Below are 26,995 nucleotides of genomic sequence, written 5' to 3' on the forward strand. Positions count from 1 at the left end.
AGCCGGCTGGATGGGAGGAGGAGTTCCATGAAATTCGTTGGGTTTGGTTTCCTGGTCGCCGCAGCGGCCATGGCAGGCTTTCAGGCACATGCGGCGGACAAGCCGCTGATCGGCATCGTCTCGATCGCCGCAACCGAAGCGAACAACGTTCGCTATATCAACGGCGCCAAGAAGGCGGCGGAAGAACTCGGCTATGATGTTTCTGTGGTCGATGCCGCCGGCAGCGCCGACCAGGCGAATGCGGCGATCCAGAATTTCGCGCAGCGCAGCGCCTTCGCGATTGCCGATCTCGTCTTTCCTGCCTCGTCGATCGGCGCGGGTCTCGATGCGGCAAAGCAAGCCAACATTCCTGTCGTCACCTGGGGCGGCGGCCTCGGCCTGAGCGTGGCTGCGACCAATGGATCCGGTGCACCGATCGCCGAACCGGTCATCCAGAAGATGATCGACGACATGGGCGGCAAGGGCGAGCTTCTGGCATTGACCTATCATACCGGCGAGGTCTGCCGTAATCGCGAAGCGCTGATGGATCAGATGCTGCAGAAATATCCTGACATCAAGGTCGCGAAGAACGAGGTGCGTATCCCCGGCTATTTCGAGGATGGCGCGCAATATGCCAACGCATGGCTGGCATCGCATCCCCCCGGTGATGGCAAGCTCGCCATCTGGGGCTGCTGGGACGATCCGGCGATCGGCGCGATCGGTTCGCTTCGCTCCCAGAGCCGCGACGACGTGACCGTTTACGGCGTCAACGGCAATGCGCAGGCTATCGAAAACATCAAGAACGGTCACATGACCGCGACCGCCTGGGAAGACAGCTACACCGAAGGCTACAATATGATTAAGCTGGTGGCTGACATCAAAAAAGCCGGCGCGGACTGGAAGCCAAAGGCGGTGGAAGTGCCTGCCGTCCTGATCACCAAGGATACGGTGGCGGACTTCCTGAAGCAGCATCCGGACGCGGTGCAGTAAGCCGGCTTGAAACAGGAAATGGAAGAGTAGCGATGCTCGCGTCCAATCCGGAAAAGGAGGCGTCCGTAACGCCTCCGCTTCTCGTTGCCCATGGCATCAGGAAAGCCTATGGTGGCGCACAAGCGTTGAAGGGCGTGTCGCTGACGCTGGGCGCCGGTGAAATCCACGGGCTGGTCGGCGCCAACGGCGCCGGGAAATCAACCTTTATCAAGGTGCTGGCGGGACTGACCCATCCCGACGCCGGCGAAGTCCTGATCGATGGCAGCCCCGTAACGATTGCCAATCCGGCTGCCGCTACCGATCTCGGCATGAGTTTTATCCATCAGGAACTCGCCTTCATTCCGGGCATGACTGTCCTGGAAAACATCATGCTCGGGCTGCCGAAGAAGACACGCTTCGGCTTCGTCGACTGGAAGGCGATCGCGCGGGATGTCGAGCCCATCGCCCGGCGCGTCGGCATCACCGCGCCGCTGAATGCGGAGGTGAAGGATCTATCGACGGCCGAAAACTGGCTCATCAACATCTGCCGGGCGCTGATGCGCAAGGCACGGCTGATCGTGATGGACGAGCCGACAGCCTCGCTCTCTGCGGCTGAAAGCGAAAAGCTGTTCAGGATCGTCGAGGATTTGCGCGATTCCGGCGTTGCGATCCTCTATGTCTCGCATCGGCTTGACGAGATTCTGAGGCTCTGCGCCGCCGTGACCGTTTTCCGAGACGGCAATTTTGTGTCAGTCATCGACAAGCCCGATCTCACGCGCGCAAGCCTTGTCGAGGCAATCGTCGGCGGTGCAGTCGAAAAGCTCAGCCACCACAAGGACTATGTGCGGAACGAAGCTGTCCTCTCCGTCGCTGGGCTGACGCGGCTTCCGAAGGTCAAGGACGTCTCTTTCGATCTGCATCGCGGTGAGGTACTCGGTATCGGCGGCCTTGTCGGTGCCGGCCGCACGGAGCTTGTCCGCCTGATCTATGGTGCCGATCGCGCCGATTCCGGTGCGATGACGCTGGAAGGAAAGCCTTTCCTGCCGAAGAGCCCTGTGCAGGCTGTCAAGGCCGGGCTTGGGCTGGTGCCGGAAGAGCGCCGCGCCGATGGCCTACTTTTGAGCAAGAGCGTCGCTTTCAATCTTCAGCTTGCAAACCTTCTGAACATCATCCGCAATCCGGCGCTGCCGCTGATCGATTATCGCCGCCGCGAAAATCTTTCGGCGCAGATCGTGCGCGATCTCTCCGTCAAGACGCAGTCGATCGAGACGCCGGTCGGCCTGCTTTCCGGCGGCAACCAGCAGAAGGTGGTGATCGGTCGCTGGCTGCTGCGGCAGCCAAAAATCCTCATCCTCGACGAACCGACGCGGGGCGTCGATATCGGAGCCCGCGCCGACATCCATCGCCTGATCCGCAATCTCGCCGCACGCGGCATGGCCGTCATCGTGGTCTCGTCGGAGCCGGACGAACTGCCCGATCTCTGCGATCGCGTCCTCGTCATGGCGGAGGGACGGATCGTTCGCGAACTGACCGGAGCGGGCATCACGCGCAATGCGATCGTCGAGGCAAGCTATGCCTTCGACGGCACGGAAAGGACATGACATGAGCGACGTCGCGGTTTCGACACGCAGTCTTTCGCCGGGTGCCAGGCGCGCCCTTGGCGCTTTTGCGCGCTATGCGACGATCATAGGTCTGGTGGCGATGATCGTCGCCTTCTCGATCCTATCGCCGCGCGCCTTTCCGACGATCTACAATTTCACCAACGTGCTGAACCAGACCTCGCTCGCGATGATCATCGCCGGCGGGCTCACGCTCGCCGTGATCGTCGGCGAACTGGACTTGTCGATTGGGTTTGCCGCCTCGCTGCATGGCGTGCTGGTGACCGGCCTGATCGTCTCCAACAAGCTGCCGATCGGCTTGGCGATACTGATCGTTGTCGTGCTCGGCGGCCTGATCGGGTTGGTCAACGGGCTGATCGTGACCAAGGTGAAGGTCAATTCCGTCATTGCGACACTCGGCGTCGGCACGATCCTGACAGGCCTTTCCTTTGCCTATTCCGCCGGCGTACCCATTACCGCCGGTGTGCCGGAGGCCTTTCTGCAGGTGTCGCTCGGCCGTTGGCTCTTCGGCATCCCGAACAATATCGTCATCATGGCCGTGGTGCTCGGCGGGCTCTGGGTGCTGGTGGAGCGGACTGCGCTGGGCCAGGAAATCCAGGCGGTCGGCGGCAATCCGTCGGCAGCGCGGCTCGCCGGCATCAATGTCGATCGCATCAAGATCCTCGGCTTCGTCATCTCGGGGATGTGCGCCGCACTCACAGGCATCCTGCTCGCCTCGCGGCTGGGAAGCGGCACGACCAGTGCCGCTGATCCCTACCTGCTGACGGCATTCGCCGCCGTCTTCCTTGGCTCGGCGACGCTGCGCGACGGCGAGTTCCATGTCTTCGGAACCTTCATCGGGGCGCTGATCATCGCCTTCGGTTTCAACGGGCTGAATATCTTCGGCGCACCGACCTATTCGCAATATATCTTCCAGGGCGCCATCCTCATCATCGCCGTCGGGCTGTCGAGCCTCGGCCGAATTCTCTCGCAGCGTTAGGAGCATACGATGTCCAATCATTGGGAGGTCCATGTCATCGAATTCGCGCGGTCGAAGGACCAGCCGCTGATCGACCTCGTCAACGGGGCGCCGCCTTCCGATGTGCTCGACCTGCCTTTCGGCTTCGTGCTTGCCCAGAATGGCGAAAAGAATGTGCTGATCGACACCGGCTTTCTCAACGAGGGCAGCGGGGCGGATTTCTCCAGGAAGTTCGGCATTCCCTATTGGATCTCGCCGGTGCGCATGCTCGAAGAGCTCGGCGTGAAGGCTGACGATGTTACGGACATCGTTCTCAGCCACGCCCATTTCGATCACATGGGTTCGATCTCGGCCTTCACGAAAGCGCGGATCTTCATCCAGAAACGTGAATGGCTTTCCTGGAACGAGGCGATGGCTCTACCGCCGCAATACGGCTTCCTGACCGCCATCATCAATCCGGACAATATGCGCTCGGCCTTCGATGCAGCCGTCGAGCATCGGTTGATGCTTGTCGACGGCGACAAGGACAATATCCTGCCCGGCATCCATGTCCGGCTCGGAGAAGGGCACACGCTCGGCCAGCAATTCGTCATCGTCGAAACCGGCCGCGGTCGCTTGGTGGCAGCGGGAGACTGCATCTATTCGAAGCTCAACCTCACCGGCCACAAGCATGACGGCGTCTTTGCGCCGCTCAACAACGGCATTGGCAGCATCTGGAAGCAACTGGAGACGATGGACCGCATCAACGAGGAGATCGCCGGCGATCACTCGAAACTGATCATGATGCATGACAATGATCGCTGGGCGCATCTGCCACTGGTGAGGGAAGTCGAGGGCTTCAGGATCGTCAAGGCGTCATAAGACGGTGGAAGTCACCAATCGGACTTTCGTGGACGACTACGGGATACCGGCCAGGGACGAATTGCAGACCTGGAATTCAGCCTGCAAAGAGCTGTTATTACTTGCAGACACGCGTTCCATGGCTATCGACATAGCAACGTCCCTTCGTCTGGTCTGACCTTTTCGGCAAATTCGTCGCAGGCCGGCGCAGATAAGCCCCGGGCCGATTGGTCTCTGTAATCGCGCAGTTTGAACCGATGCAGCCGGGTCGGGCAATGCGTGTGCTGGTCTGCGCATATCCGGTCGAAGAGCCCAGGATGGTTAGGAGGATCACGAGTGCGTATCTCATTTGCCGTCTCTCCGGATATGGCCATGGGGCAGCATGCCCGGCCAAAGCAATAGCATGACTTTTTTCACCCACCCAGATGGGAGATGCGTTTGCCTTGCGACATAAGCATCCACTCGGCCGGGCGACGAATCTGCCGGCGACCCGTTTGCAATCGGCGTCTCGCCAAAATATTTTCGCACCCATGTCGTTTTATGTCGTTCTGCATCGTCGACGTGATGAGCGGGCTCATTGAGCTGCGGTAATCTCAGCACCCGTCTCGGAGGGATACAACATGCGTTTCATGTCTATCATTACTTCTGCCCAGACCGCCCATCCGACGCCCGAACTGATGGAGGCCATGGGCAAGCTCGCCGACCGCGAGACCAAGGCCGGCCGGATGATCGATACGGCAGGCCTGATGCCGCTTTCGACGGGCGCCCGCGTCACGATCAAGGAAGGCAAGCTCAACGTCATCGACGGCCCCTTCGTCGAGGCCAAGGAAGTCATCGGCGGCTATGCAATCTTCGAGTTCCAGAGCAAGGAAGAGGCGGTCGCCGTCGCCGTCGAATTCATGCAGCTCCATATTGATCACATGCCCGGTTGGGAAGGCACCTGCGAAGTGCGTCCCTACTGGACCGAGGAGATGCAAAGAATGTGTGATCCGCGGTTGATTGCTGCGCAATGATGTACGAGCCTGATTCAGGAAAACGGCGGCCTTGACGGCCGCTGATACCCACCGCGCGATCCTTGCGGTCTGGCGCGTCGAGCAGCCGCGGCTAATCACCAGCCTCGCAAGGATGCTGCACGACGTGACGCTTGCCGAAGACATGACGCAGGAAGCCCTCGTCGCAGCACTGGAAAATTGGCCTCGCACCGGCGTGCCGGAGCGGCCGGGCGCCTGGTTGATGGCGACGGCCAAGCGCCGTGCGCTTGATCACCTGCGGCATCTGGCCGTCAGGGACCGCAGGCATGGAATGATCGCCCGCGAGATCGAAGAGGAGCAGATGATCATGCCGGATCATGATGCAGCGCTCGACGACGATATCGGCGACGAGATGCTGCGTCTCATCTTTACGGCGTGCCACCCCACGATCTCGCGCGAGTCACGCGTTGCCCTGACGCTCAAGATGATCTGCGGTCTGACGACGGAGGAAATCGCGCGCGCTTTTCTGCTGCCCGAGGCGACCGTGGCCCAGCGCATTTTGCGAGCCAAGCGGTCGCTTTCGGAATCCGGATTGGCCTATGAGACACCACGCGGTGAGGAACTGTCGCAACGTCTCGCCTCGGTGCTCGAGGTCGTCTATCTGATCTTCAATGAAGGATATACGGCAGCTCGTGGCGAATGCCTGTTGCGGCCCCAGCTTTGCCATGAGGCATTGCGCCTCGGCCGGCTGCTGACGGCTGTTGCGCCGGCAGAGCCGGAAGCGCACGGTTTGCTGGCGTTGATGGAGCTGAACGCCTCGCGAGCCGCCGCACGCACGGATGCGACGGGTGAGCCGGTCCCGCTTCTCGACCAGGATCGTACTCTGTGGGACCAGTTCCGCATCCGCCGCGGCCTGCAGGCGCTCAAGCGGGCGCGCGAGCTTGGCGGCGAAGACGGTGTTTTCACGCTTCAGGCGGCGATCATTTCCTGCCATGCGAGGGCGGTCCGCGCCGAGGAGACCGATTGGCATCATATTGCTGCCCTCTATGGTCGACTGGCCGCAATCCAGCCATCGCCTGTGGTCACGCTGAACCAGGCCGTTGCAGTCGGAATGGCCGAAGGCCCGGCAGCCGGCCTTGCTATCATCGACGTCCTGCTCGGCGAGCGTCAACTGCAGTCCTATCATCTGTTGCAGGCAGTGCGTGGCGATCTGCTTTTCAAGCTTGCCCGCTATGGCGAGGCTACGGAGGCTTTCGAAACCGCCGCCGAAATGACCGGGAATGGCGCGGAGCGGGCATTATTGACGCGCCGTGCCGCAGAAGCGGCGGCTGCAGCAAGGCAAGAAGGAGGCGACTGACGGCGCGCCCGCAGTTCCCGTCCCATCAAGGCAAACTCGTCCATGTTGGAGAATTGCGGCATGCCGCTCTCACATACCACCGGCAGGACTGGGATTTGCCGCATCCTTCCATTCCCACGCGCTAGGAGGCGCATATATGGCCAAGATGATCCACTCCATGATCCGGGTGCTGGACGAGCGGCGTTCCGTCGACTTTTATCGGCAAGCGATCGGTCTTTCCGTTGCCGAACGCGTGGATTTCGACAGCTTTACGCTTCTCTATCTCAGCAACCCCGACACAGGATTCGAACTTGAGCTGACGGTCAATAAAGGGCGGACTGAGCCCTATGGGCTCGGCGACGGCTATGGCCATCTAGCCGTTTCGGTCGACGACATAGAGGGCGAGCACAAGCGCTTCGTCTCGCTCGGGTTCGCTGTCGGCAAGATCGTGGATTTTCAGCACAATGGCGAGCCGCTTGCCCGCTTCTTCTTTGTGACCGATCCCGATGGTTACAAGATCGAAGTCATTCAGCGCGGTGGTCGCTATTTGTGATCCTGCAGTCCGAGCACATGCTTGTAAACCGTCGTGCGTGAAAGGCCCAATTCGCGGGCCGCTTTTGAAATATTTCCATCCAACCGACGATGTACTGAACGGATTTCTTCGCATCTGGCGCGACTGAGCGGCCGGTTTCGGCATTCCTCACAGCAATCGCCCACGCTCTCGGCCTCCGATTTCGCTCCCTCGAAACAATCCTCATCGAGATAGTCGGCGTGACGGCCCACCAGTGCGCGCTGCAGGACGGACCTCAGCTCGCGCACATTGCCCGGCCATTTTCGTCGTGAAAGTCCGGCAATGGCAGCGTCCGTGATCGGTGTTCCCGGCGCCATAGCCTCCATTAGGTGGCGAACGATCGCAGCAAAATCGGTGCGGGCTCTGAGCGCCGGCAGATGAACGGCAAAGGCGTTGAGCCGATAATAGAGATCGGCGCGAAACAGCCGTTGCGCGACCATCTCCTCCATGTCGCGATTGGTGGCGGAGACGATCTGCACATCCACCTTCTCGGTTTTATGCGCACCCACCGCCCGAACTTCCATATTATCGAGGAAACGGAGAAGCGAGGTTTGCGCGGCAAGCGGTATGTCGGCCACCTCGTCGAGAAACAGCGTGCCTCGATGGGCCGCGCGCGCAAGGCCCGGCGCGCCCTTGTCGCGCGCATTGGTGAAGGCTCCCGGCTCGTGACCGAATATTTCGGAGATGAAGAGTTCCTCCGGCACCGCGCCGCAATTGATGGCGACAAACTCACCCTTTCGCCGGCTAAGGTGATGGATATGGCGGGCCATCAGTTCCTTGCCTGTCCCGGTCTCACCGGTGATATGGACGGGCATCTCCAGAGCAACGGCGTCCGCCAGGTTGGCGATTGCCCGCCGCAGCACGCCGTCTTCGCAAACGAACTCTGGCAGGCCTTGCTTAGGCAGCAATGTCGGGACGGACAGGGAGCCTTGGCGGGGCGGCGAACTTCGCCCTTGGGCGATCTGCCGGCAGGCCATGAAGACGCTGCTGCCGGCCCGGTCGCGAATGCGGATGATGACGCCGCTGAGCAGCCCATCCATCGCAGCGCCGAAGCCGGATTCGAAGAGCGCATCGAAATGGCTGCCAAGCGTTGCCGGCAGGCCAGCGAGCAGCGCCCGGCCGGAACGATTGATCGAGGTGATGTCGCCGCCGGGCGATACAGAGATCAGCCCGGCCGAGAGCGTGTCCAGATATTCGACGCGTGGATGGAAGGCAAAAACGAAGTTGCCGGAAAATTCCTGGAAAACGAGGCCGTTCTCGATCTGCGATGCAGCCATGCGGACCAGCGCATGCGTGTGTTCCTGTCGGGCCTCATGGGCGCAGGAGGCATCGAGCAGGCCGAGAAGCTCGCCCTGCGAATTGAAGATAGGCGCTGCCATGCAGCTCAGATGGCCATGACAGGCGAAATAGTGCTCGCGTCCGTAGATAGCGACCGGCTTTCCGGTCATGGCGGCGAGGCCGAGGGCATTGGTACCGCGCTCATCCTCGTTCCACATGCTGCCCGGAATGATCGAACGGCCGGCAGCGCTGTCGGCGAATTCCTGATCGCTGATCGTATCGAGAACGATGCCGTCTGCATCGCCAAGTGCGATCATGAAGTTCGATCCGGCGATCTGCGAGTGCAAAAGCTGCATCTCAGCGAGCGCCAGACGGCGCATGGACGCGGCAGCCTCACGCCGTCTTCGGACGTCGGAAAAGGCCACGACGCTATGAAGCGGCATGCCGCGCGGATCGAGACCGCCTTCGCGACACCGCTGCCAGCTGTCGGCGACGACAGCTTGAAGCGCGCCAACAGGGAAGCGCTCACCCTTTTCAAGCGCGTTGCGCGCTCGGTCCATTCCTGAAAGATGCTGCATGGCTCCTCCTCATGCATCATGACGGAAGGATAACAGTCGTCACCGGGATGACAATAGACAGAAACTGGACAGTTTCGTTCGCGGCTCCGTCCAGCCGATGAACAGAGATGCGTCGGCCGCTTCCAGCTATATATATGATAATAAAAATGAATCTGATCTGGAACGGCGATTGCTTCTTCCTGCTTCGCAACAGGCATCGATCTCTGCGATGGAGGAGACATCAGTATGAAGGCGCAGGTTCTGAACAAATATGACGATCATCTGAAAGCCGATCAGTGGGTTTCGCTACAGGACGTCCCCGATCCGCAGATCAAGAAATCGACCGACGTCATCGTGCGTATCGGTGGCGCCGGCGTCTGCCGCACCGACCTACATATCATCGAGGGCGTGTGGCGGCCGCATATGGATCCGAACGGCCATGATCTTCTGCCCCTGATTATGGGGCATGAAAATGCCGGCTGGGTAGAGGCCATTGGCAAGGAAGTGGAGGGCATCAAGGTCGGCGATCCCGTCATCGTCCATCCCAAGATTTCGGGCGGCACTTGCCTTGCCTGCCGGCGTGGCTTCGACATGCATGGCCCCGGTAAATTTCCCGGGCTCGACAGCAACGGCGGCTATTCCGAATATCTCTGCACCTCAGAGCGCAATATCGTGGCTTTGCCCAAGACCTTGGCGCCGAAGGATGTAGCACCCTATGCCGATGCCGGACTGACCGCCTATAGAGCCGTCAAGAAAGCGACGCGGCATCTGCTACCCGGCGAGAGCTGCGTCGTCATCGGAGCGGGCGGGCTCGGCCACATCGCCATCCAGTGCCTGAAGGCCATGTGCGCTGCCGACGTCATCGTGGTCGATACGTCAGAGGATTCCCTGGCATTGGCACGCAAGATCGGCGCCGACAAGCTGGTCAAGGCTGACGGCAACGAGGTCGAGGCAGTGCTGCAACTGACGGATGGGCAAGGCGCCGAAGCCGTTATCGACTTCGTCGGCGAAAAAGGCACCACCACCAGGGGGCTTGCGATGACCCGGCCGATGGGCAGCTACTACGTCGTCGGCTACGGCGAAGATATCCGCGTGCCGACGGTAGACATGGTGATCACGGAAAAGAACATCATCGGCAACCTCGTCGGAACGTGGGCCGAACTCGTGGAGCTGATGGCGCTCGCCGATCGCGGCCTCGTGAACCTTACGACCGTGGAATACCGGCTCGCCGACGCCAATAAGGCGCTCAAGGATTTGCACAACGGCAAGATCCATGGGCGTGCCGTGCTGATCCCTTGAACGTTCGGCTTCGACAATTTCGCAAGCGCTCTTCGTCCGGTTTCCGGGCGGAGAGCTTAGTCATGTGCCAACAACTATCGCGATGGAGGAAGACATGATGTGTAGGGTTTTGACGCATCAAGGGCAGGGCCGGTTTACGAAGATCAGCCGCTCGGTCCGAATTGGCGGGCATTCGACGAGTATCAGATTGGAATCGGCTTTCTGGAATGCATTGGAAGACATGGCAGCCGTGGAGGGCCTGTCGATGCCGAAGCTCGTAGGCGAACTCTACCGCGAAGCGCTGGAGCAGCATGACGACATGTCCAATCTCGCCTCGATGCTGCGGACTGTCTGTCTTCTCTATCAGCAGGAGCGCGTGGAGGCATCGCGGCAAAGGGCCTGATCGCCAAGAGGCCGTGCCGGAAGCATCGGCCTTTATCCAAGCCCTACATCATCTTGCGGGAAGGTTCCTTGCCGCCCGCATCGGCCTTGCCTTCGGCGATCCAGCGCGCGCCGAGCACCAACGCGCCCATGCTGAAGTCCCTTCCATGGGCCTCGACCATCTCCTGAGACAATCTGGCGATCCTCTCGAAAAAGGCGTCCTTGCTCTTTTCCTCTTCGGAAAGTTCGATCTGCATTCTGTCCTCCATCATTTGAAAAGCTGTGCCGGGAAGGTTGCGATGGCGACGTTGCCGAGCGCATCGCCCATGGCGAGATGTCGGCCATCCCTTGTCCATTGAAGCGCCGTGACCGGCCCTCCGGCGGGGCGCACCACCAATTCTTCGCCTGAGCCGATCGGCGCGACCACCACCTGCCCATTGGAACGGCCGGCGGCGACCAATCTGCCCTCTGGCTGGGCCGCAACCGCGTCGACAAGCACAAGACCGACGCGCCCGGTGGCGAGCGCGCCCGTTGCATTGTCATCGAACGGCGGCGTCTTCATCGACCAGCCGGCTATGCGATAGGCGCCGGCGGCAATGAGTACCTTTTCCTGTGCGCTCCAGGTTACGGAACGAACTGGCGCCGGGAAATCGCCAAGCACGACATTGCGGCCGGCATTGGCATCGAGCAAGCACAGTCCTGCACCATCGAGGCCGACGGCCAGCCAGTTTCCGTCATCACTCCATTTCAGCGAAAGTGGCGGAGCGGGCAGGTAAATCCCCACCAAGGGTTCCAGCTCACTGCCGCCCCGAAACACGATCAGTCTCTCCTCGGTGGCAACCGCGATTCTGGTCCCGTCTGTGGCAAACGCCACGTGCTCTGAAGCCATTCCGGGCAGGTTTGCCTTTGCGCTCGAGGGATCTTTCCCGGTGTGAAAATGAAGCCTATCGCCGACGACGATCGCCGTCGCATGCGTCGCGGCGCAATAGTCGAAGGCCTGAACCGGCTGATCGATCGAGAAGAGTGTTTCGGCGATCTCGCCGGCCCGACTGAGACGCAACAGGCCGCCGTTTGCGCCTGCGGAGAGGAAGCCGCCATCACGGTGAAGCGAGACGGACCTGGCGCCCTTTACCCGCGTAATGATCAGCGGCGCTGCCTTGCCCTGACGTGGGCTGATCGTCGCCTGGCCCCTGTCGACCGTGATGCGGGCCTCCGGCGGCTCGTTATCCGCCATTCGCGCAAAGGCGAGCGAGCCGTCTGCACAAATGACGGCAAGAAGCGTGTCGTCGTCGTTGAAACAGATTTGCCTGATCGCGGCGGGGCGTTGCCAATTGCGGGCGAGAAGGTCGAACAATGTGAGATCGGGAACGGACTGCTGGTTCATCACCGTTTTTTCCTTTGACGCTGCGATCAGACGATCGACCTCGCTGACGGCGGCTTCCGCGACCTCGATTTCGGCCGCGCAGTCCTCCTGCCTTGAGCGGATCGCCTCGGCGTCCGCTTCCGCTTTCGCCAGGGCGTGCAGAAGTTCGCCTTCTGCCGGGCTACGCCCCAAGGCAAGTTCCAGGCGAAGAATTTCCATCTCTGCGCCAGAATGTTCCTGAATCAGCCTGTGCGTCTTTGCGGTCAGCGCCGAAATGGTCGAAACGAGCATCAGGCGACGCTGCAGCAAATCCTGGATCGGGTTTGAAACATCGGCACTCATGGATTGCCTCTCGAAGGTGCCTTCCAGACCTCGAGCGTGGCCGGCAGACCCGGCAGCTGCGTCCGGAACCGCTGCTCCGCCATGTCGATGTGGCTGCGAATCTGGTCCCACATATCGACGCGGATCATCGTGTCTCCCGTCAACCGTTCGAGCTCTTCGATACGAAGCTGCCGTGACAGGGAAACGCCCGAGAACACGAAATCGCGCAGCAGGATTGCGTGCCGTTCGGCAAAGGCATGGATCATCGGATGGGTCTCATCGGTGATCCCTGAGGCAGAGAGTTCGCGCAGGATGAATTGCTGGAAATGGCTTTGCATCAGATATTGGCTCTCTCCCAGAAAGCGCGCCACAAAGACGAGGTCTCGCTGCATAAGCCTCGCAATATCTGTGGTCACGTCGCCTTCGATAGGTCCGACCGGCGTCCTCTGTTCATTCTCGTCCGACATGGATCTCTTCCAACCGGGAAATAAATACCCTCGGAATGAAAATATATGCCGTGAAATTTTAAATGTCGATCTTTGTTTATCTCGCACATGCGAAATATTATTCGCGCTAAATCAAAGTATAAATTAAATTACATTTGTAAATTACGACTGTAAAATAACTTTACAACATTTCGATATTCCGCTTCGGCAAACCCTGGAAACAGGGAGAAACTGACTTGGCACGCCGTTTGCACTCTCAATTCTCATAAAATTATCGCGCTGACTGCGACGACAGAAGAACGAAGGAGTTGGGGAACGGTTTGGCGTATCCGGCCGAGGAGTCCGGAACCTCCCCGAAGACCTTTGCCTCGATCGAACTGAATGGCCGGCCCACCGGGGCGCGTCGTCGCGTCATCCGTCCCCGTGCCGTTCCAACTTTCGCTCGCGGCGTTTCTGGCGCCGTTCCGGCCGGGACCTCAGGTCTGCGGCGAACCATAGAGGAGGCTGAGGACGATGTCGTCTTTGACACTCAATAAGATAACCTCGCAGCGAGGTATTTCCGTCGGCGAGGCAACCAAGCGGATTTCCGATCTTGGTTGGAATCCCAGCTACGTGCAGGAAGCGATGACGTTTCCGACGGACTACAAGATCAGCAAGGCGCCGCGCGATCCGATGAAGCAGGTGCTGCGCTCCTACTTCCCCATGCAGGAGGAAAAGGACAATCGCGTCTATGGCGCTCTCGATGCGGCGCTGCGCGGGGACATGTTCCGCAATGTCGAGCCGCGCTGGGTGGAATGGATGAAGCTCTTCCTGGCGATCATCCCCTTCCCGGAAATCTCCGCCGCCCGCTCCATGGCGATGGTCGCCCGCATCGCACCCGGCGAAGACCTGCGTACCGGCTTCACCATGCAGATGGTCGACGAATTCCGCCATTCGACTATCCAGATGAACCTGAAGAAATGGTACATGGAGAACTATATCGATCCTGCGGGCTTCGATATCACCGAGGAGGCCTTCGGCAAGTGCTATGCCACGACGATCGGTCGCCAGTTCGGCGAAGGCTTCATCACCGGGGACGTGATGACATCGGCCTGCCTGTACTTGACCGTCGTCGCCGAGACCGCTTTCACCAATACGCTCTTCGTTGCCATGCCGTCGGAAGCCGCTCGCAACGGCGACTATGCGCTGCCGACCGTCTTCCTGTCGGTCCAGTCCGACGAAAGCCGGCATATCGGCAACGGCCATTCGCTGCTGATGGCAGCGCTCAAGGAGCCGGAAAACCACCTGCTTCTGGAACGCGACCTGCGCTACGCCTTCTGGCAGAACCACGCGATCGTCGATGCCGCCATCGGCACCTTCATCGAATACGGCACCACGAACCGCGACAAGAACAAGGAGTCCTACGCGGAGATGTGGCATCGCTGGATCTTCGAGGACTATTATCGCACCTACATGCTGCCGCTCGAAAAATACGGCATCAAGGTCCACCACGACGACGTGCACGAAGCCTGGAACCGCATCACCAAGAAGCACTACGTCCACAAGGTCGCGCAGTTCTTCGCAGTAGGCTGGCCGGTCAACTTCTGGCGCATCGAAGCCCAGCGTGAAGCCGACTTCGATTGGTTCGAGAACAAGTATCCGGGCTGGTATGCCGAGTTCGGCGAGTTCTGGAAATGGTACGACAAGCTCAGCCGCCCCGGCGAAACGCCGATCACCTTCTCGACGGAAACCGGCTACGTCTATCCGCATCGCTGCTGGAGCTGCCTCGTTCCCTGCCTGATCCGTGAGGACATTGTCGTCGATGAAATCGACGGTCAGCTTCACACCTTCGCCCACGAACTCGACCGCTGGACGGCCATCGAGGCCTTTGCGGACGAATATCAGGGCCGGCCGACGCCCGCGATGGGCCGCTTCAGCGGCAAGCGCGAGTGGGAGACGCTCTATCACGGCTGGGATCTGGCCGATGCGATTAAGGACCTGAACTTCGTCCGTTCAGACGGCAAGACCCTGGTGCCGCAACCGCATCTGCGCTTCGACGCGAAGGATATGTGGACACTCGACGATGTTCGCGGCCACACGCTGATGTCGCCGCTGACGCTGCTGCGCGAAATGTCGCCGGCGGATCGGGAGAAGCACCTCGCCGAGTATCGCGCAGGCTTCACCATCAATCCCTGCAATTGAACGCATGAGATCAGGCGGAGGCCGACTATTCGGCCTCCGCATTCCGGGACGAGGCCGCTTCCTTCAGTCGGGAGCGGGGGAATTGGGAGAATTTCCATATGGCTGACGCTCAGAAAGTGCATGTGGCAGCGCACAAGGTCCGCCTTGAGCCTGTTGGTGTCGAATTCGAGGTCGAACACGGCGAGACGGTGCTGAACGCCGCTTTCCGCCAAGGCATCACGCTGCCTCACGGCTGCAAGGAGGGGCAGTGTTCCGCCTGCAAATGCGTGCTTCTCGATGGCGAAGTCGACATGCTCAAATATTCGACCTTCGCGTTGAACGACATGGAGAAGGATACCGGCCATATCCTGCTATGTCGGGCGCTCGCCTTCTCCGACATGGAAGTGGAGCTTTTAAATTATGACGAGGAGGTGCTGTCGAAGGCGATCGCGGTGAAGACGTTCAGGGGACGGATTTCCCACATCGAAGCGCTGACCCACGATATCAGAGGCATCGAGATCGAGCTTGGTTCCCCGATGAAGTTCTGGGCGGGGCAATATGTCGACATCACGGTCACCACCGAAAAAGGGGAGACGATTACACGCTCGTTCTCCATGGCAAATACGCCGCGCGAAACCCAGAAACTCTCCTTCATCATCAAAAAATACCCGGAAGGCAAATTCTCCGGAGAACTCGATTCCGGAGGCATCCGGGTCGGAGCCGATGTCACCGTCGTCGGACCCTACGGGACCTGTTTCCGACGGGAGGAACGAGAAGGACCCCTGATCCTGGTAGGCGCAGGATCGGGTATGTCGCCGGTGTGGTCTATCCTCAACGACCATGTCCTCAGCGGCGAATCCCGCCCGGTCTATTTCTTCTATGGCGCGCGCACGCCAGGCGACCTCTTCCATCTCGATCGCATCGAGGAGCTAGTCGCGCGCCATCCCGAAGTGACCTTCATTCCGGTCCTCTCGCATGCGTCAGATGACAGCGGCTGGACCGGTGAGCGCGGCTTCGTTCACGAACGGGTCGACGCCTGGCTCAAACAGCTCGATGTGGATGGCAACGGCGACGTCTATGCCTGCGGCCCGCCGCCGATGATCGATGCGCTTCAGCCCGTCCTCTTCATGAACGGCTTCGAAACCGAGCGCATCTTCTTCGATCGCTTCACGACGTCTTCGTCGGCAGCTCCGGCTCACTAGGGCCGGAAGAGACAGACACCTACAAATCAGCTTGCAACACGGGAGTGAGAACCATGCCAGCATTATCGAGTTCTGTCGGATCAGGTGCGGCCGGAGCGGCAATCTTTGCCGATTCCGACAGCCGCAGATATCGCTACTTCGAACCGAAGGGCCAGCGCGCCACCCATTATGAAGATGTGACGGTCGACGTCCAGCCCGATCCGGAACGCTATTTGATCCAGAACTGGATCATCTCCTTCGCCAACGGCAAGGGCGCCTATGTGAAGGACAACACCGCTGTCAAAAGCTCCAACTGGCACAGCTTCCGCGCGCCGGACCAGGAGTGGGAGCGCACGCACTACCAGCGGCAGTCCAAGATCGAGACCATGGTGCAAAGCGTTGTGTCGAATGCGCGGCGCGCCGGTGCGCCGAAAACCTTCGACAAGGTATGGCTCAAGATCCTGCAGACGCATCTGGGAGCCTGGAAGCATGTGGAGTTCGGCCTCGGCACGTCGCTGATGCAGGCGCAGCGCTACGGCTATACCCAGATGATCAACAACGCGACGCTGACCAATTCTTCTTACAAGCTGCGGCTCGCCCAGGACATCACCCTCTATCTGGCCGAGATCGGCATGAATATTCAGGGCTGGGATGACGACCTCGGCAAGAAGACCTGGCTCGAGGACAGCGTCTGGCAGGGCACGCGCGAAGCGGTCGAAACCATCATGGGCGCGACCGACTATCTTGAGCAGTATTTCGCGATCAATCTCATATTCGAGCCGCTGGTCGGGGAACTGTTTCGTTCTGGCTTCCTGATGCAGGTGGCAGCCGCCAACCACGACTTCGTCACGCCGCCGGTCATCTCTGCGGCCGAAGCCGATTACGAGCGCAATCTCGCCAACACGATCGACCTTATGTACCTGCTCGCCAACGACAATTCCTACGGCGACGACAACAAGAAGGTCTTCCAGGGATGGATCGCCAAGCATGCTGCCCTTGCCGACAAGGCTGCCAAGGGTCTGCAGCCGATCTGGTCGATGCCGCATTCCAAGCCCGTAGCCTTTGCCGATGTCCAGGCCCAGTCGCAGGAGCGGCTCGGCAAGATCCTCGGCGAACTCGATCTCAAGCGCTAATCGAAGGAGCTATTTCATGTCACTGGTTGCACGCGACACATCGCACGACAACATCTTCAAATCGATGAAGGATATCACCTTCGAGCAGACGATTTCCCATCAATGCGGCGTCACCATGAACGATTCCGTCGAGGCGCGCGCCATCGCCGAATTCATGGGCCAGAAGCCGGGTGTGGTCGTCACCTATCAGCCCGCGCTGATCCGCATCGACGGCGTCGGCAAGCTGATCTTCAAGATGGACGAGATCAGCGAATATCTCGGACGGGAGATGACCGCAGAAATCTTCGAGGTCAACACATCGACGCATTATGGCCGCATGGTCCGCGTCGACGACAACACGGTGATCCTCTTCGGCGATATGGACGAGGTGTTTGACTACATCTGAGGTCTGGCAGGGCGATTGAAGGATGCGCCCCGCCAGGGCGCACCCTTCGGAACACGGCAGTTTTGGAGGAGAAAACCATGTACGTTACACCCGAAGGCAAAGAGATTTTCATCGTCGATGGGCATACGCATTTCTGGGACGGGAGCCCGGAAAACCAGCGCAATATTCATGGCAAGCAGTTCGTCGAATGCTTCTATGCCTATCACACCGGGCTCAGCCCCAAAGAGCAGCTCTGGGAGAAGAGCAAGTTCGAGAAATATAGCGCTGACGATCTCTATCAGGACCTGTTCATCAATGGTCCTGACGACGTGGCGGTCGTTCAGTCCACCTATCTGAAGGATTTCTACAGGAACGGTTTCAACACGATCGAGCGCAATGCCGAGGTGGCCAAGCGTTATCCCGAACGCTTCATCGTCAACGGCTCCTTCGACCCGCGTGATGGCGAAAAGGCCCTCGAATATATCCACTACATGAAGGAGACTTACGACATCAAAGGCGTGAAGATGTACACGGCCGAGTGGAACGGGGCCTCCAAGGGCTGGAAGCTGAACGATCCAGACGCCTACCGCTGCTTCGAACTCTGCGAGAAGCTGGGCATCAAGAACATCCACGTTCACAAGGGCCCGACCATCATCCCGCTCAGCAAGGATGCCTTCGACGTTCATGACGTCGATTACGCCGCGACCGACTTCCAGAATCTCAACTGGATCGTCGAGCATTGCGGTCTTCCGCGCCTCGATGATTTCTGTTGGATCGGCGTGCAGGAAACCAATGTCTATGGCGGACTTGCCGTTGTCCTGCCGTTCATCCATTCGCGTCCGCGGTATTTCGCCGAGGTTATCGCCGAGCTGCTATTCTGGATCGGCCCGGAAAAGATTCTGTTCGGTTCGGACTATGCCATCTGGACGCCGCGCTGGCTGGTGGAAAAGCTTTGGGCCTTCGAACTGCCGGAAGACATCAAGCAGGAACGCGGTGTCGATCTGACCCCCGAGATCAAGGAGAAGATACTCGGCCTCAACGCAGCGCGCCTCTACGGCATCGATATCGCCGCCAAGAAGAAGGCACTCGCCGGATCGCCCTTCAGCGTTGCTGCGGAGTGAGCCGATGAGCATCGACGGTCTGTCTGAAAGCCGCCAGAGGGAGCTCTGGCGGCGGTTGGAAACGGTGAACGACCCCGAGCTGGATGAGCCCGTCACCGAGATGGGCTTCATCGAGCGAGCCGAGATCGCGCAGGATGGCGGCGTCGAGGTGGATTTTCGGCTCCCGACCTATTGGTGCTCGCCGAACTTCGCCTTCCTGATGTTGGAGGACATCAGGGTGGCGCTTGAGGCTCTCTCCTGGTCGCCGCGTTTTCACATTGCCCTGCATGATCACATGTTCGCCGAGGAGGTGAACCAGGGCATCGCCGCTGGAAAAAGCTTCTCGGAGATCTTCGACACACTGACGAGCGAAGGCGAGATCGATCTAGAAGCGGTGCGCGCGAAGTTTCGGCTGAAGGCGTTCAAGCGCCGGCAGGAGGCCGTCATCCTCAGTCTGAGGGCAAACGGATTTTCCGAGGACGCGATCGCCGCGATGGCGCTCGCCGACTTCGATGCTTTGCGGGGAGGGCAGGCAGACACCGTCAAAGTCAGGCTGCGCTACCGCGAGGCTCTCGTTGCTCGCCGTCCTGGTCTGCGCCCCGATGACAAGGTCATTGTCGATTGGGAAGGCAAGCCGGTCGATGCCAACAGGCTCGCCGCCTATCTCGGCGAGTTGCGCAGCGTGCGCATCAACATGGAGTTCAACGGCGCGCTCTGTCGTGGGCTGAAACAGACGCGATACAAGGAGATGGAAATGATCGATGGCGAGCCGACCCTGGTCGATTTCATCGTCGGTCGGGTGCCTGCTCCCGCAACGCTGTCGCATACCACGGATCATTGAAACACGCCTGCATGGAACGGCAGGCAGGGCACCCGCCATTGGGCGGCAGGAGGAGGAACCATGCCAAAATTGATGTTGCACAATTCCGAAGCCCGGCGGGCGCTTGCCCGTGGCGTCGGGCGTCTTGCCGCCGCAGTCGAGTCGACGCTGGGGCCTCGGGGGATGAATGCCATGATCGACCGTCCGATCGGCACGCCGCTTGTGACCCGCGACGGCGTCAGCATCGCATCCGAGATTGAGTTGTCCGACCGCTTCGAGAACATGGGTGCGCAGGTCGTCCGGGAAGTCTCGATGCAGACCAACGAGGTTGCCGGAGACGGGACGACCACAGCGATCGTCCTGGCGAATGCGCTTGTTCAGGACGGCATTGCAGCGAGCGAGCGGGGTGCGAAATCCGTCGATCTCTGCAAAGGCATCGATCTGGCCGTCGACAAGATCGTGGAGGCCTTAAAGAGCAAGGCGAAACCTGCCAAGGGCGATGGCGTGCTCGCCGCTGTCGCCAATATCGCCGCCACCGATCCGAAGCTCGGGGCGCTTGTGACCGAAGCTTATGAGCGCGTCGGCACGGAAGGCGTCATCACGACCGATTTCAGCGTGACAACGGAGACGACGCTTGATGTCGTCGAAGGAATGTCGTTCGATCGCGGTTACCTCTCCCATCATATGGTGACGGATCAGGAGAAGATGGAGGCTGTTCTGGAGCGCCCCCTGATCCTGATGACCGATCTCAAGATCAAGGATCCTTCCTCCCTGGACGCGGTGCGCCGCATTGCCGACGCGGCGCACCGGCCGCTGCTAATCCTCGCCGAGGAAATGTCGCCTGAAGCGGTCGTCATGCTGCTCGGCAAAGAGGGTGCTGGAAAATATCTCGTCATCCATCCGCCGGAATACGGTCATTGGCGTAAGGCGCTGATGGAGGATCTGGCGATTCTCACCGGCGGCCGCGTTATCGCCCGCGATCTTGGCGGTCGGCTGGAGGATGTGACCGCGGAAGACCTCGGTTCTGCCGAACGGGTGAGAACGAGCGCAAGCCACACCGCGATCGTTCGCGGCGGTGGCAATCCGGAGGCGATCGCCGCCCGTCGGGCGCAGGTACAGCGCCAGTATGAGATCGCTCCGCCCAATATCGAGCAGGACAAGCTGCGGGAGCGGTTTGCCAAGCTCTCCGGCGGCACGGCGGTCATCTATGCAGGAGGAGTGACGCCCGTCGAGCAGAAGCGCACGATCCAACTCATCGAGGATTCGCTCCATGCCGTGCGGGCGGCCGTAGAGGAAGGCGTCGTTGCCGGCGGCGGTTCCGCGCTCGCCCAGATCGCGCCCGTCCTCGACGACCTATTGCAGACGATGAGCGGCGATGTGGCGGAAGGTGTGCGGCTCGTCAAATCGGTGCTGACACGGCCGCTGTCGCGCATTGCCATCAACGCCGGTGCGGATCCCGTGGCTGTCGTGGGCGAGGTCACCCGCGTGAACGGCGGTTACGGATACAACGCCTCGACCGGCACGTATCAGAATATGATCGAGACCGGAATCATCGACCCGGTGCGCGTCACCTACACGGCGCTGCGCAACGCCGCCTCCGTCGCCAAGCTCATTCTGACGACAGAGACGCTGATCGGAGACCTGCATGAAGACGAAGTGGATCCCACTGCCGGTCCGGCGCTCGGGGGCGGCGCCGAACGGTTGGGAAGAGCCTGATCAGTGGAACCGGGCGGCGGCCCTGTGCCGTCGCCCGGAATAATGACTATGGGAATGCCGGTCGGGGCTTGTCTCGCCGCCTCAGGCGTAGCTGCGCTTGATCCCGAATTGCTCCATTTTCCGATAGAGCGTCGGCCGCGATATGCCGAGCCGATGGGCGACCCTGCTCAAATTGCCCTGTTCGGCCGACAGGGCCGTTATGATCGCTTGCCGCTCGGCCTCGGCAAAGGTGAGGACCTCAGTCTCTGTCCCCATGGCAATACGGCTTTCGATTGCCTGGTGTTCGGCTATCTCGGGCGGCAGATCGTCCACGGCGATCAGCCGATTGCGCGCAAGAAGATGTAGCCGCTCGACGAGATTTCGCAGTTCCCGCACATTGCCGGGCCATTGATAGGCGAGCATTGCATCGAGCGCCTCGTTGGTGAAACGGAGCAGAGATACGGCTCTTCGGTCCGCCATGTTGCGATTGAAATGGTCAAGCAACAGCAGACAGTCGTCCCCGCGCTCCCGAAGTGGAGGAACCTCGATGGTTACTGCACTGATGCGATAGAAGAGATCGCGGCGGAAGCGACCGGCGGCGACTTCCTGTTTAATATCACGATTGGTCGAGGCCACGAGCCTGACATCGACATGCCGGGCGCGGCTGTCACCAAGCCGGTGGACGACGCGCTCCTCAAGCACGCGCAGCAGGAACGGCTGGATGTCCAGCGGCATTTCACCGATTTCGTCGAGGCTCAGGACTCCGCTGTCGGCAAGTTCAAAGACACCGGCCTTGCCGTCGCGCAAGGCGCCAGTAAAGGCACCGGACACGTGCCCGAACAATTCGCTGCCGAACAATTCCTTCGTCACCGCCCCGCAATTCAGCGCGATGAACGGACTGCCGGCGGATTTTCGGCTGCCGGCATGGATAAGGCGCGCAAAGAGCTCCTTGCCGACGCCGGTCTCGCCCTGGATCAGCAGCGAGGTTACATCCTCCGTCTCGGCCACCCTGCAGGCAATATCAACCGCCGCGCGGAGCGTCTCGCTTTCGCCGACGATCTGGGCACAGGCTTCTTTCAGCCGATCGGACACGCGGCTGCCGATCGACACGGTTCGTCCACGTGCGCGATTTGCAAAGACCAGCGCCGCCCCGCGAATGTCGCCGTCGAGTTCGAGCGGACAGACGTCGCAATTGCGCATCGTCTCGGGAAGGTTGGTGGCGACGCTGTCGAGGAAGCCGGAGCCGGAGAGCTCCGGCGACCAACAGTTCACACCACCGCGGCGAACGACTTCGCCCAGCCGTCGCCCTTCCGGCAGCGGCACATTGTTGTGATAGATCGCGCGACCCTGGCGATCGATGATCAGAAGTCCGTCACTCGCATGATAATTGTTGGCAGACGCAATGAAGGCTTCGAGAAGCCTCATCCGCTCCGCCGTCTGCGAGTCCGCGAGTGCCCTCTCTATTTCACGGGCGGCGGCGGCGACGAGCGCAATATTGTGTGGACGAAAGATATCGGGGTGTCCGGAGAGATCGACGACACCAATCACCTTGCCGTCGAAGGGGTCGCGGATTGGCGCGCCAGCACAGGTCCAGCTCTTGATGCCAGCGCAGAAATGTTCCGCTGCGTGAACGAAGACCGGTTCGCCGGTCCAAAGGGCCGTGCCGATGCCATTGGTGCCGACGACATCTTCGGTCCACTTGCCCCCGACGCCGAGGTGGATATCCATGCCGTCGAAGACGGTCCTCTTGTCGCCAATGACGTTGATCAGGACGCCGTCGCTGTCGGCAAGGGCGAGCATGGCGCCTGTTCCATCCAGCATGCGGCCGATCGTGGAAAACGGACGCATCGCAGCTTCCAGCAGTTCCGAACTGCCGCGCGTCAGCGCTTCAACGGCATCCCTGTCCGTCTCGATCGGCGCCTCGTTGCGCTGGGCATCGATGCCTCCCTCGGCACAGCGAGACCAGGAGTCTTGAATGGTGGAGCGTACCGGCAGGGTGGGGCGCCTGGTCTCCTGTTTTCCCTCCAGAAGTCTTTCCCACGCTCTGGTCACGCCGACCTCGTCGTAGTCGGTGCGAATGATGGCGGCATCAGGCATCAGTGCTGCCATCTGCCGTGACCGCTCGAGAGGAAATTCATTGATGCCATGCAGGGGGTTACGCTTCATTGGCTCTCACATTTCATGCCTCGGAGAAATCGGGTGCTCGCATGCGGCGAGTCAGTTTTCCGACGGCATACCGAGACGACTACCGATATCGGCAGCGAGATCTTTGGCGCCATAGGAGGAGCCGATGGTGACGCCGTCCATGTCCGCAAGCATCTCAGCGGTCGCCTCGTCCAGCGGCGCGATATAGCGATTGCGTGGGATGGCGAGGGCGAAGGTCTTCCCGGCAGCGGTCTCGCGAATGTCGCCGAAATGCTGAAGCTGCCGACCCGAGGATTCGTCAACGGCAATGACACGACCGTTGGGCGTTACCCTGATTTTCGGCTCAGGCTCGGCTTTAGTCGCCGGCTTGTCGCCGATGTGGATGATGAGACCCTTGGCCTGCGGGCGTTCGCGCGGCTTCTGGGATCGGGAATATCGACCATTGCTGAACTGGTCGGCAAGCTTGGTAATCACGCCGCGATTTTGCTCGATCAGGCGTTTGATCTGGACGTCCTCTCGACGAAGCCCATCCCGCTTAGAAAATATCTCGACCATGAATCCTCCCAGATCATGATTGCATTTTCTGGCGCGTTCTATGACGAAAAGCGTAGCACATTTCCTCCAATGCACCAGCTTAAAGCCATATCACCGGCTAACGGATGATGGTGGTATCCGACGGCAGCAGGGCGATTATTTGTCACTGCCGACGACCGACGCCGCGAGGTCGTGCAAACCTTGGCATTGAATCTTCGCAACATCGCGCCGTGCGTTCTCAGATGCCCGACCCGTCAAGCTCCTGGGCGTCCTCGCCTTCCCAGGGTGAGGGCATCGAGCTGCGATTAGTATTGGCCGAGGGCATGGGCATCCAGCACTTCAATTCCGGCTCGGCATATTCGACGATGCGGCCGGGCGAGGAATCAGAAGAGCGCCAGCCCGCTGATGCGAACTGATCACCATTCGACCAATAGGCAAGGTCAACTTCTGCCGGCCCCTGTTCGGACGGGCGGATTGTAACGAGGAACCGACTGCCGTCTTTCGGTGCGCTTGCCATGTGGCGCCAGCGGTCTGGCTCGTCCATCGTTTTTCCTCCTGCCTCGCTTTGGACCGCAAGTGTCGCCTCGCCATCGAAAACGGTCAACTCAAACTTTGCACAATCATTCTCGATCGAGTGACTCCGATCAAGGGATCAAACGTGGCGGGTTCCGAGTCCTTTCAAGAGCTTTGGGTCGTTCAGGCTGTCCCTGGCATTAAGCGACCTTTCTCATCAATTCGATGCAGCGATGAAAACCGCCAATTGAGCGGCGAAGGCGCGCTTGTATGCGGACCTCATTTTGCCGCGGGCGACATAGGCCGAGAGGTTCGGATATTCTTCCACTATGCCCGACCCTTTCAGCCTGAGGAGCACACTGATCATGAGAAGGTCGCCGGCGCTGAACTCGCCATCCAGCCAGTCGGCATCGCCAAGGCGGCTGGAGAGGCTCCCGAGCCGTTTGCGAATACCATCCTCGAGAGCATGCAGGCGCTTTTCATACCAGGGCTCGTCGCGCTCGAGGATCATGGCGAGACTGCGATCGAAGACCGGCGGCTCCACGGTGTTGAGCGCGGCAAACATCCAGGCAATCGCGCGCGCCTTTGCATTTTCATCCGGGGGCAGCAGTCCCGCATGGCAGGTAGCGATATGAAACACGATCGCTCCTGACTCGAACAGGACGAGATCGCCTTCCTCATAGGTGGGGATCTGCCCGAATGGCTGAATTGCAAGATGCTCGGGTTCCTTTATCGCCTTGAACGAAAGAAGGCGAACGTCATAGGGTTGCCCCACTTCTTCGAGCGCCCAGCGAACACGCATGTCACGCGCCAACCCCCGGCCGCGATCAGGCGAGTGTTCGAAGGCTGTGATCGTAATCGTCATGAACCGGCTCCTTTTGGTCTCCCACCGGGATGACGCACGAACTCGTCGGAAACCTACATCGTTCCGTCCATATTTCTCGCGTGCGAACGTTCGGTCGGAGAGGCCGCTTTCCGGTCAATGGCCGGCACCGCGCAATGGCCGTCGCCGGTCGTCTTGTCTTTTTGAGGGCAAGCCCATTCTATTGCTCGCGCTCAAGGAGCGTCCGTTTTCGACGCACACCCCAACGATAGCCCGAGATCGAGCCATCCTTCTTGATCACGCGGTGGCAAGGGACGAGCACGGCGATCGGATTGCTCGCGATCGCCTTCGTCACGTCGCGGGCATCCTGGGTGCCGAGTTGGGCTGCGAGCGCCCCATAGCTGGTCGTCTCACCGACCGGGATCGACTGCAGCATCGTCCAGACATTGACTTCATAAGTCGTGCCGCGGAGATCGATGGGCAGACCTGGATCGTATCCGGGCCGCTCGACCGCTTGGACGACCCTATCAAGGACGTCGGCAAGATCAGTCTGACTTTGGACGAGCTCGGCAGCGGGAAAGCGGGCGCGCAGCGCGTCTTCCATCGCTGCGCGGTGCGAACTGAATTCCAGCGCGACCACGCCCTTCTCGGACATCGCAACGATGAAGTCGCCGAGGGAACTCATCCCCCAGGCAAAATGAATGATTTCAAGCATGACAGCGCCTTTCGAATTTGCGTGCGGTCACAATAGGAGGAGACGAAAACGGTGCCGATCCGGTCCTTGCTTTCAAATCGAACATTCGCGGCAGCAGAGCCATTGCACCAACATCTATGACGACGAAAGCCCCGCGGGACATGGTGGCCGCGCGGGCAGTGTTGCAGATAGTGGGAGATCACTTCGCGTCGTGGAAGATGATGCCGACAGTGTGGCGCATCCCCGAGTGAACGCGGCTGACGCCATGGCGAAGATTGACGCGATAGCTGCCCCTGGTGCCCTCGACCGGACGGTTGTGAACGGCAAAGGCGACGGCGTCGCCATGACGAAGCGGAACGACCTCGACCCGGCTTTGCGCGCGGGGCCGCTGCTCCGTCATGCAGAATTCGCCACCGGTGAAGTCCGCTCCGGGCTCGGAGAGCAGGATCGCGACCTGGATCGGGAAGACGAGATCGCCATAGAGATCCTGGTGCAGGCAATTGAAGTCGCCCGGGATATACTGCAGCAGCAGCGGTGTCGGCCGTGTCTGGCCAGCCCGGTGGCATTGATCGAGGAAGGCGGCGTGCGTGTCGGGATATCGCTGTTCGATCCCCATGCGTTCGTTCCACTGATCCGCGAGTCCCGCCAGATGCGGGTACAGAGCCGTGCGTACGCCTGAGAGCAGATCCGGAAGGGGATATTTGAAATAGCGGTACTCTCCCTTGCCGAAGCCGTGCCGGGCCATGATCACATGGCTGCGGAAGTGACTCTCGTCCGGATAGAGCGCCGAGATTCTGCGGCACTCTTCGAGAGACAAGAGTTTCGGCAGGACGGCGCAGCCGAAGCTGTCGAGTTCAGACAGGATCGCCGCCCAATCGTAGCCGGCAATCCGCGCTATAGCGGATACATTGGCTCCTTCAGGAGCGGCGAGGTCGAGGAGCGGCTTCATCATGCCATTGTCTCCCT

26 protein-coding genes are annotated in these 26,995 nt (G+C 60.3%); 16 read left to right on the forward strand and 10 right to left on the reverse strand.

Annotated features, from left to right (window positions below):
* The first annotated feature begins 27 nt into the window (after window positions 1-27).
* The 7 genes from DTW90_RS17595 (at window position 28) to DTW90_RS17625 (ending at window position 7,225) form a co-directional block, all read left to right on the forward strand.
* Window positions 28-969, forward strand: a complete 942-nt coding sequence (locus DTW90_RS17595) for a sugar ABC transporter substrate-binding protein (RefSeq protein WP_149339806.1) — start codon at window positions 28-30, stop codon at window positions 967-969.
* A 32-nt stretch (window positions 970-1,001) separates the two neighbouring features.
* A complete protein-coding gene (locus DTW90_RS17600; protein ID WP_149339807.1) occupies window positions 1,002-2,549 on the forward strand; it encodes a sugar ABC transporter ATP-binding protein in 1,548 nt (515 codons plus the stop codon).
* Between the two features lies 1 nt (window position 2,550).
* On the forward strand, window positions 2,551-3,546 hold the full coding sequence (locus DTW90_RS17605) for an ABC transporter permease (RefSeq protein WP_132522831.1): 996 nt from the start codon (window positions 2,551-2,553) through the stop codon (window positions 3,544-3,546).
* A gap of 9 nt (window positions 3,547-3,555) precedes the next feature.
* Entirely contained in the window at window positions 3,556-4,386 is an 831-nt protein-coding gene (locus tag DTW90_RS17610; protein WP_149339809.1) for an N-acyl homoserine lactonase family protein, read from the forward strand.
* 599 nt (window positions 4,387-4,985) lie between these two features.
* The gene (locus tag DTW90_RS17615; RefSeq protein ID WP_149339811.1) at window positions 4,986-5,378 is read left to right on the forward strand and encodes a YciI family protein; all 393 of its coding nucleotides are present in this window, start codon (window positions 4,986-4,988) and stop codon (window positions 5,376-5,378) included.
* A 31-nt stretch (window positions 5,379-5,409) separates the two neighbouring features.
* Window positions 5,410-6,693 carry an RNA polymerase sigma factor gene (locus DTW90_RS17620; RefSeq protein ID WP_149339813.1) on the forward strand — a complete coding sequence of 428 codons (1,284 nt, stop codon included), beginning with the start codon at window positions 5,410-5,412 and terminating at the stop codon, window positions 6,691-6,693.
* A gap of 136 nt (window positions 6,694-6,829) precedes the next feature.
* Entirely contained in the window at window positions 6,830-7,225 is a 396-nt protein-coding gene (locus DTW90_RS17625; protein WP_149339815.1) for a VOC family protein, read from the forward strand.
* Here the strand turns inward: DTW90_RS17625 and DTW90_RS17630 are convergent.
* Window positions 7,216-9,099: a sigma-54-dependent Fis family transcriptional regulator gene (locus tag DTW90_RS17630; RefSeq protein ID WP_149339817.1), complete on the reverse strand. Its 1,884-nt coding sequence runs from the start codon at window positions 9,097-9,099 to the stop codon at window positions 7,216-7,218. The two genes, DTW90_RS17625 and DTW90_RS17630, sit on opposite strands and share 10 nt — an antisense overlap.
* 225 nt (window positions 9,100-9,324) lie before the next feature.
* Between DTW90_RS17630 and DTW90_RS17635 the strand changes: the two genes are divergently transcribed.
* Window positions 9,325-10,377 (forward strand): NAD(P)-dependent alcohol dehydrogenase, encoded by a 1,053-nt coding sequence (locus DTW90_RS17635; protein WP_132522819.1) that lies wholly within the window; start codon window positions 9,325-9,327, stop codon window positions 10,375-10,377.
* Window positions 10,378-10,474: 97 nt separating this feature from the next.
* Window positions 10,475-10,759, forward strand: coding sequence for a ribbon-helix-helix domain-containing protein (locus tag DTW90_RS17640; RefSeq protein ID WP_149339908.1), 285 nt, complete (start codon window positions 10,475-10,477; stop codon window positions 10,757-10,759).
* Between the two features lie 43 nt (window positions 10,760-10,802).
* Here DTW90_RS17640 and DTW90_RS17645 read toward each other — a convergent pair whose 3' ends face one another.
* The 3 genes from DTW90_RS17645 to DTW90_RS17655 are packed head-to-tail and all read right to left on the reverse strand — an operon-like array spanning window position 10,803 to window position 12,888.
* Entirely contained in the window at window positions 10,803-10,994 is a 192-nt protein-coding gene (locus tag DTW90_RS17645; RefSeq protein WP_132522817.1) for a hypothetical protein, read from the reverse strand.
* Between the two features lie 11 nt (window positions 10,995-11,005).
* Window positions 11,006-12,442 carry a hypothetical protein gene (locus tag DTW90_RS17650; RefSeq protein WP_149339819.1) on the reverse strand — a complete coding sequence of 479 codons (1,437 nt, stop codon included), beginning with the start codon at window positions 12,440-12,442 and terminating at the stop codon, window positions 11,006-11,008.
* Window positions 12,439-12,888: a hypothetical protein gene (locus DTW90_RS17655; RefSeq protein ID WP_132522811.1), complete on the reverse strand. Its 450-nt coding sequence runs from the start codon at window positions 12,886-12,888 to the stop codon at window positions 12,439-12,441. Before DTW90_RS17655 ends, DTW90_RS17650 begins: the two co-directional genes overlap by 4 nt.
* 492 nt (window positions 12,889-13,380) lie before the next feature.
* Between DTW90_RS17655 and DTW90_RS17660 the strand changes: the two genes are divergently transcribed.
* From DTW90_RS17660 to DTW90_RS17690, 7 genes are all read left to right on the forward strand, one after another.
* Complete coding sequence (locus tag DTW90_RS17660; protein ID WP_132522809.1) at window positions 13,381-15,048, forward strand: aromatic/alkene/methane monooxygenase hydroxylase/oxygenase subunit alpha; 1,668 nt, start codon at window positions 13,381-13,383, stop codon at window positions 15,046-15,048.
* Window positions 15,049-15,146: 98 nt separating this feature from the next.
* A complete protein-coding gene (locus DTW90_RS17665; protein WP_132522807.1) occupies window positions 15,147-16,229 on the forward strand; it encodes a 2Fe-2S iron-sulfur cluster binding domain-containing protein in 1,083 nt (360 codons plus the stop codon).
* Window positions 16,230-16,282: 53 nt separating this feature from the next.
* The gene (locus DTW90_RS17670) at window positions 16,283-17,341 is read left to right on the forward strand and encodes an aromatic/alkene monooxygenase hydroxylase subunit beta (RefSeq protein WP_149339821.1); all 1,059 of its coding nucleotides are present in this window, start codon (window positions 16,283-16,285) and stop codon (window positions 17,339-17,341) included.
* A 16-nt stretch (window positions 17,342-17,357) separates the two neighbouring features.
* Window positions 17,358-17,726, forward strand: a complete 369-nt coding sequence (locus DTW90_RS17675) for an MmoB/DmpM family protein (RefSeq protein ID WP_132522803.1) — start codon at window positions 17,358-17,360, stop codon at window positions 17,724-17,726.
* Between the two features lie 77 nt (window positions 17,727-17,803).
* A complete protein-coding gene (locus DTW90_RS17680; protein WP_132522801.1) occupies window positions 17,804-18,826 on the forward strand; it encodes an amidohydrolase family protein in 1,023 nt (340 codons plus the stop codon).
* Between the two features lie 4 nt (window positions 18,827-18,830).
* On the forward strand, window positions 18,831-19,646 hold the full coding sequence (locus tag DTW90_RS17685) for an iron-sulfur cluster assembly protein (RefSeq protein WP_149339823.1): 816 nt from the start codon (window positions 18,831-18,833) through the stop codon (window positions 19,644-19,646).
* Between the two features lie 60 nt (window positions 19,647-19,706).
* The gene (locus tag DTW90_RS17690; protein ID WP_149339825.1) at window positions 19,707-21,341 is read left to right on the forward strand and encodes a molecular chaperone GroEL; all 1,635 of its coding nucleotides are present in this window, start codon (window positions 19,707-19,709) and stop codon (window positions 21,339-21,341) included.
* A gap of 81 nt (window positions 21,342-21,422) precedes the next feature.
* On the opposite strand, the gene DTW90_RS17695 is transcribed toward DTW90_RS17690, so the two are convergent.
* The 6 genes from DTW90_RS17695 to DTW90_RS17720 all read right to left on the reverse strand — a co-directional run bounded on the left by DTW90_RS17695 (window position 21,423) and on the right by DTW90_RS17720 (window position 26,978).
* Complete coding sequence (locus DTW90_RS17695; protein WP_149339827.1) at window positions 21,423-23,486, reverse strand: sigma-54-dependent Fis family transcriptional regulator; 2,064 nt, start codon at window positions 23,484-23,486, stop codon at window positions 21,423-21,425.
* A gap of 51 nt (window positions 23,487-23,537) precedes the next feature.
* The gene (locus DTW90_RS17700; RefSeq protein ID WP_149339829.1) at window positions 23,538-24,020 is read right to left on the reverse strand and encodes a hypothetical protein; all 483 of its coding nucleotides are present in this window, start codon (window positions 24,018-24,020) and stop codon (window positions 23,538-23,540) included.
* Window positions 24,021-24,237: 217 nt separating this feature from the next.
* A complete protein-coding gene (locus DTW90_RS17705; RefSeq protein WP_132522791.1) occupies window positions 24,238-24,543 on the reverse strand; it encodes a hypothetical protein in 306 nt (101 codons plus the stop codon).
* A 186-nt stretch (window positions 24,544-24,729) separates the two neighbouring features.
* Window positions 24,730-25,377, reverse strand: coding sequence for a glutathione S-transferase family protein (locus tag DTW90_RS17710; RefSeq protein ID WP_149339831.1), 648 nt, complete (start codon window positions 25,375-25,377; stop codon window positions 24,730-24,732).
* Window positions 25,378-25,555: 178 nt separating this feature from the next.
* Window positions 25,556-26,050, reverse strand: coding sequence for a methylated-DNA--[protein]-cysteine S-methyltransferase (locus DTW90_RS17715; protein WP_132522789.1), 495 nt, complete (start codon window positions 26,048-26,050; stop codon window positions 25,556-25,558).
* A gap of 178 nt (window positions 26,051-26,228) precedes the next feature.
* Window positions 26,229-26,978 (reverse strand): 2OG-Fe(II) oxygenase, encoded by a 750-nt coding sequence (locus tag DTW90_RS17720; RefSeq protein ID WP_132523309.1) that lies wholly within the window; start codon window positions 26,976-26,978, stop codon window positions 26,229-26,231.
* Window positions 26,979-26,995 lie beyond the last annotated feature (17 nt).

Source organism: Neorhizobium sp. P12A (assembly GCF_008365395.1).
Lineage (GTDB): Bacteria > Pseudomonadota > Alphaproteobacteria > Rhizobiales > Rhizobiaceae > Rhizobium.

Coding starts and splice junctions, on each gene's coding strand:
- DTW90_RS17595 (WP_149339806.1), top strand. CDS start 28: ATGAAATTCGTTGGGTTTGGTTTCCTGGTCGCCGCAGCGGCCATGGCA.
- DTW90_RS17600 (WP_149339807.1), top strand. CDS start 1,002: ATGCTCGCGTCCAATCCGGAAAAGGAGGCGTCCGTAACGCCTCCGCTT.
- DTW90_RS17605 (WP_132522831.1), top strand. CDS start 2,551: ATGAGCGACGTCGCGGTTTCGACACGCAGTCTTTCGCCGGGTGCCAGG.
- DTW90_RS17610 (WP_149339809.1), top strand. CDS start 3,556: ATGTCCAATCATTGGGAGGTCCATGTCATCGAATTCGCGCGGTCGAAG.
- DTW90_RS17615 (WP_149339811.1), top strand. CDS start 4,986: ATGCGTTTCATGTCTATCATTACTTCTGCCCAGACCGCCCATCCGACG.
- DTW90_RS17625 (WP_149339815.1), top strand. CDS start 6,830: ATGGCCAAGATGATCCACTCCATGATCCGGGTGCTGGACGAGCGGCGT.
- DTW90_RS17630 (WP_149339817.1), bottom strand. CDS start 9,099: ATGCAGCATCTTTCAGGAATGGACCGAGCGCGCAACGCGCTTGAAAAG.
- DTW90_RS17635 (WP_132522819.1), top strand. CDS start 9,325: ATGAAGGCGCAGGTTCTGAACAAATATGACGATCATCTGAAAGCCGAT.
- DTW90_RS17640 (WP_149339908.1), top strand. CDS start 10,475: ATGTGTAGGGTTTTGACGCATCAAGGGCAGGGCCGGTTTACGAAGATC.
- DTW90_RS17645 (WP_132522817.1), bottom strand. CDS start 10,994: ATGCAGATCGAACTTTCCGAAGAGGAAAAGAGCAAGGACGCCTTTTTC.
- DTW90_RS17650 (WP_149339819.1), bottom strand. CDS start 12,442: ATGAGTGCCGATGTTTCAAACCCGATCCAGGATTTGCTGCAGCGTCGC.
- DTW90_RS17655 (WP_132522811.1), bottom strand. CDS start 12,888: ATGTCGGACGAGAATGAACAGAGGACGCCGGTCGGACCTATCGAAGGC.
- DTW90_RS17660 (WP_132522809.1), top strand. CDS start 13,381: ATGTCGTCTTTGACACTCAATAAGATAACCTCGCAGCGAGGTATTTCC.
- DTW90_RS17665 (WP_132522807.1), top strand. CDS start 15,147: ATGGCTGACGCTCAGAAAGTGCATGTGGCAGCGCACAAGGTCCGCCTT.
- DTW90_RS17670 (WP_149339821.1), top strand. CDS start 16,283: ATGCCAGCATTATCGAGTTCTGTCGGATCAGGTGCGGCCGGAGCGGCA.
- DTW90_RS17675 (WP_132522803.1), top strand. CDS start 17,358: ATGTCACTGGTTGCACGCGACACATCGCACGACAACATCTTCAAATCG.
- DTW90_RS17680 (WP_132522801.1), top strand. CDS start 17,804: ATGTACGTTACACCCGAAGGCAAAGAGATTTTCATCGTCGATGGGCAT.
- DTW90_RS17685 (WP_149339823.1), top strand. CDS start 18,831: ATGAGCATCGACGGTCTGTCTGAAAGCCGCCAGAGGGAGCTCTGGCGG.
- DTW90_RS17690 (WP_149339825.1), top strand. CDS start 19,707: ATGCCAAAATTGATGTTGCACAATTCCGAAGCCCGGCGGGCGCTTGCC.
- DTW90_RS17695 (WP_149339827.1), bottom strand. CDS start 23,486: ATGAAGCGTAACCCCCTGCATGGCATCAATGAATTTCCTCTCGAGCGG.
- DTW90_RS17700 (WP_149339829.1), bottom strand. CDS start 24,020: ATGGTCGAGATATTTTCTAAGCGGGATGGGCTTCGTCGAGAGGACGTC.
- DTW90_RS17705 (WP_132522791.1), bottom strand. CDS start 24,543: ATGGACGAGCCAGACCGCTGGCGCCACATGGCAAGCGCACCGAAAGAC.
- DTW90_RS17710 (WP_149339831.1), bottom strand. CDS start 25,377: ATGACGATTACGATCACAGCCTTCGAACACTCGCCTGATCGCGGCCGG.
- DTW90_RS17715 (WP_132522789.1), bottom strand. CDS start 26,050: ATGCTTGAAATCATTCATTTTGCCTGGGGGATGAGTTCCCTCGGCGAC.
- DTW90_RS17720 (WP_132523309.1), bottom strand. CDS start 26,978: ATGAAGCCGCTCCTCGACCTCGCCGCTCCTGAAGGAGCCAATGTATCC.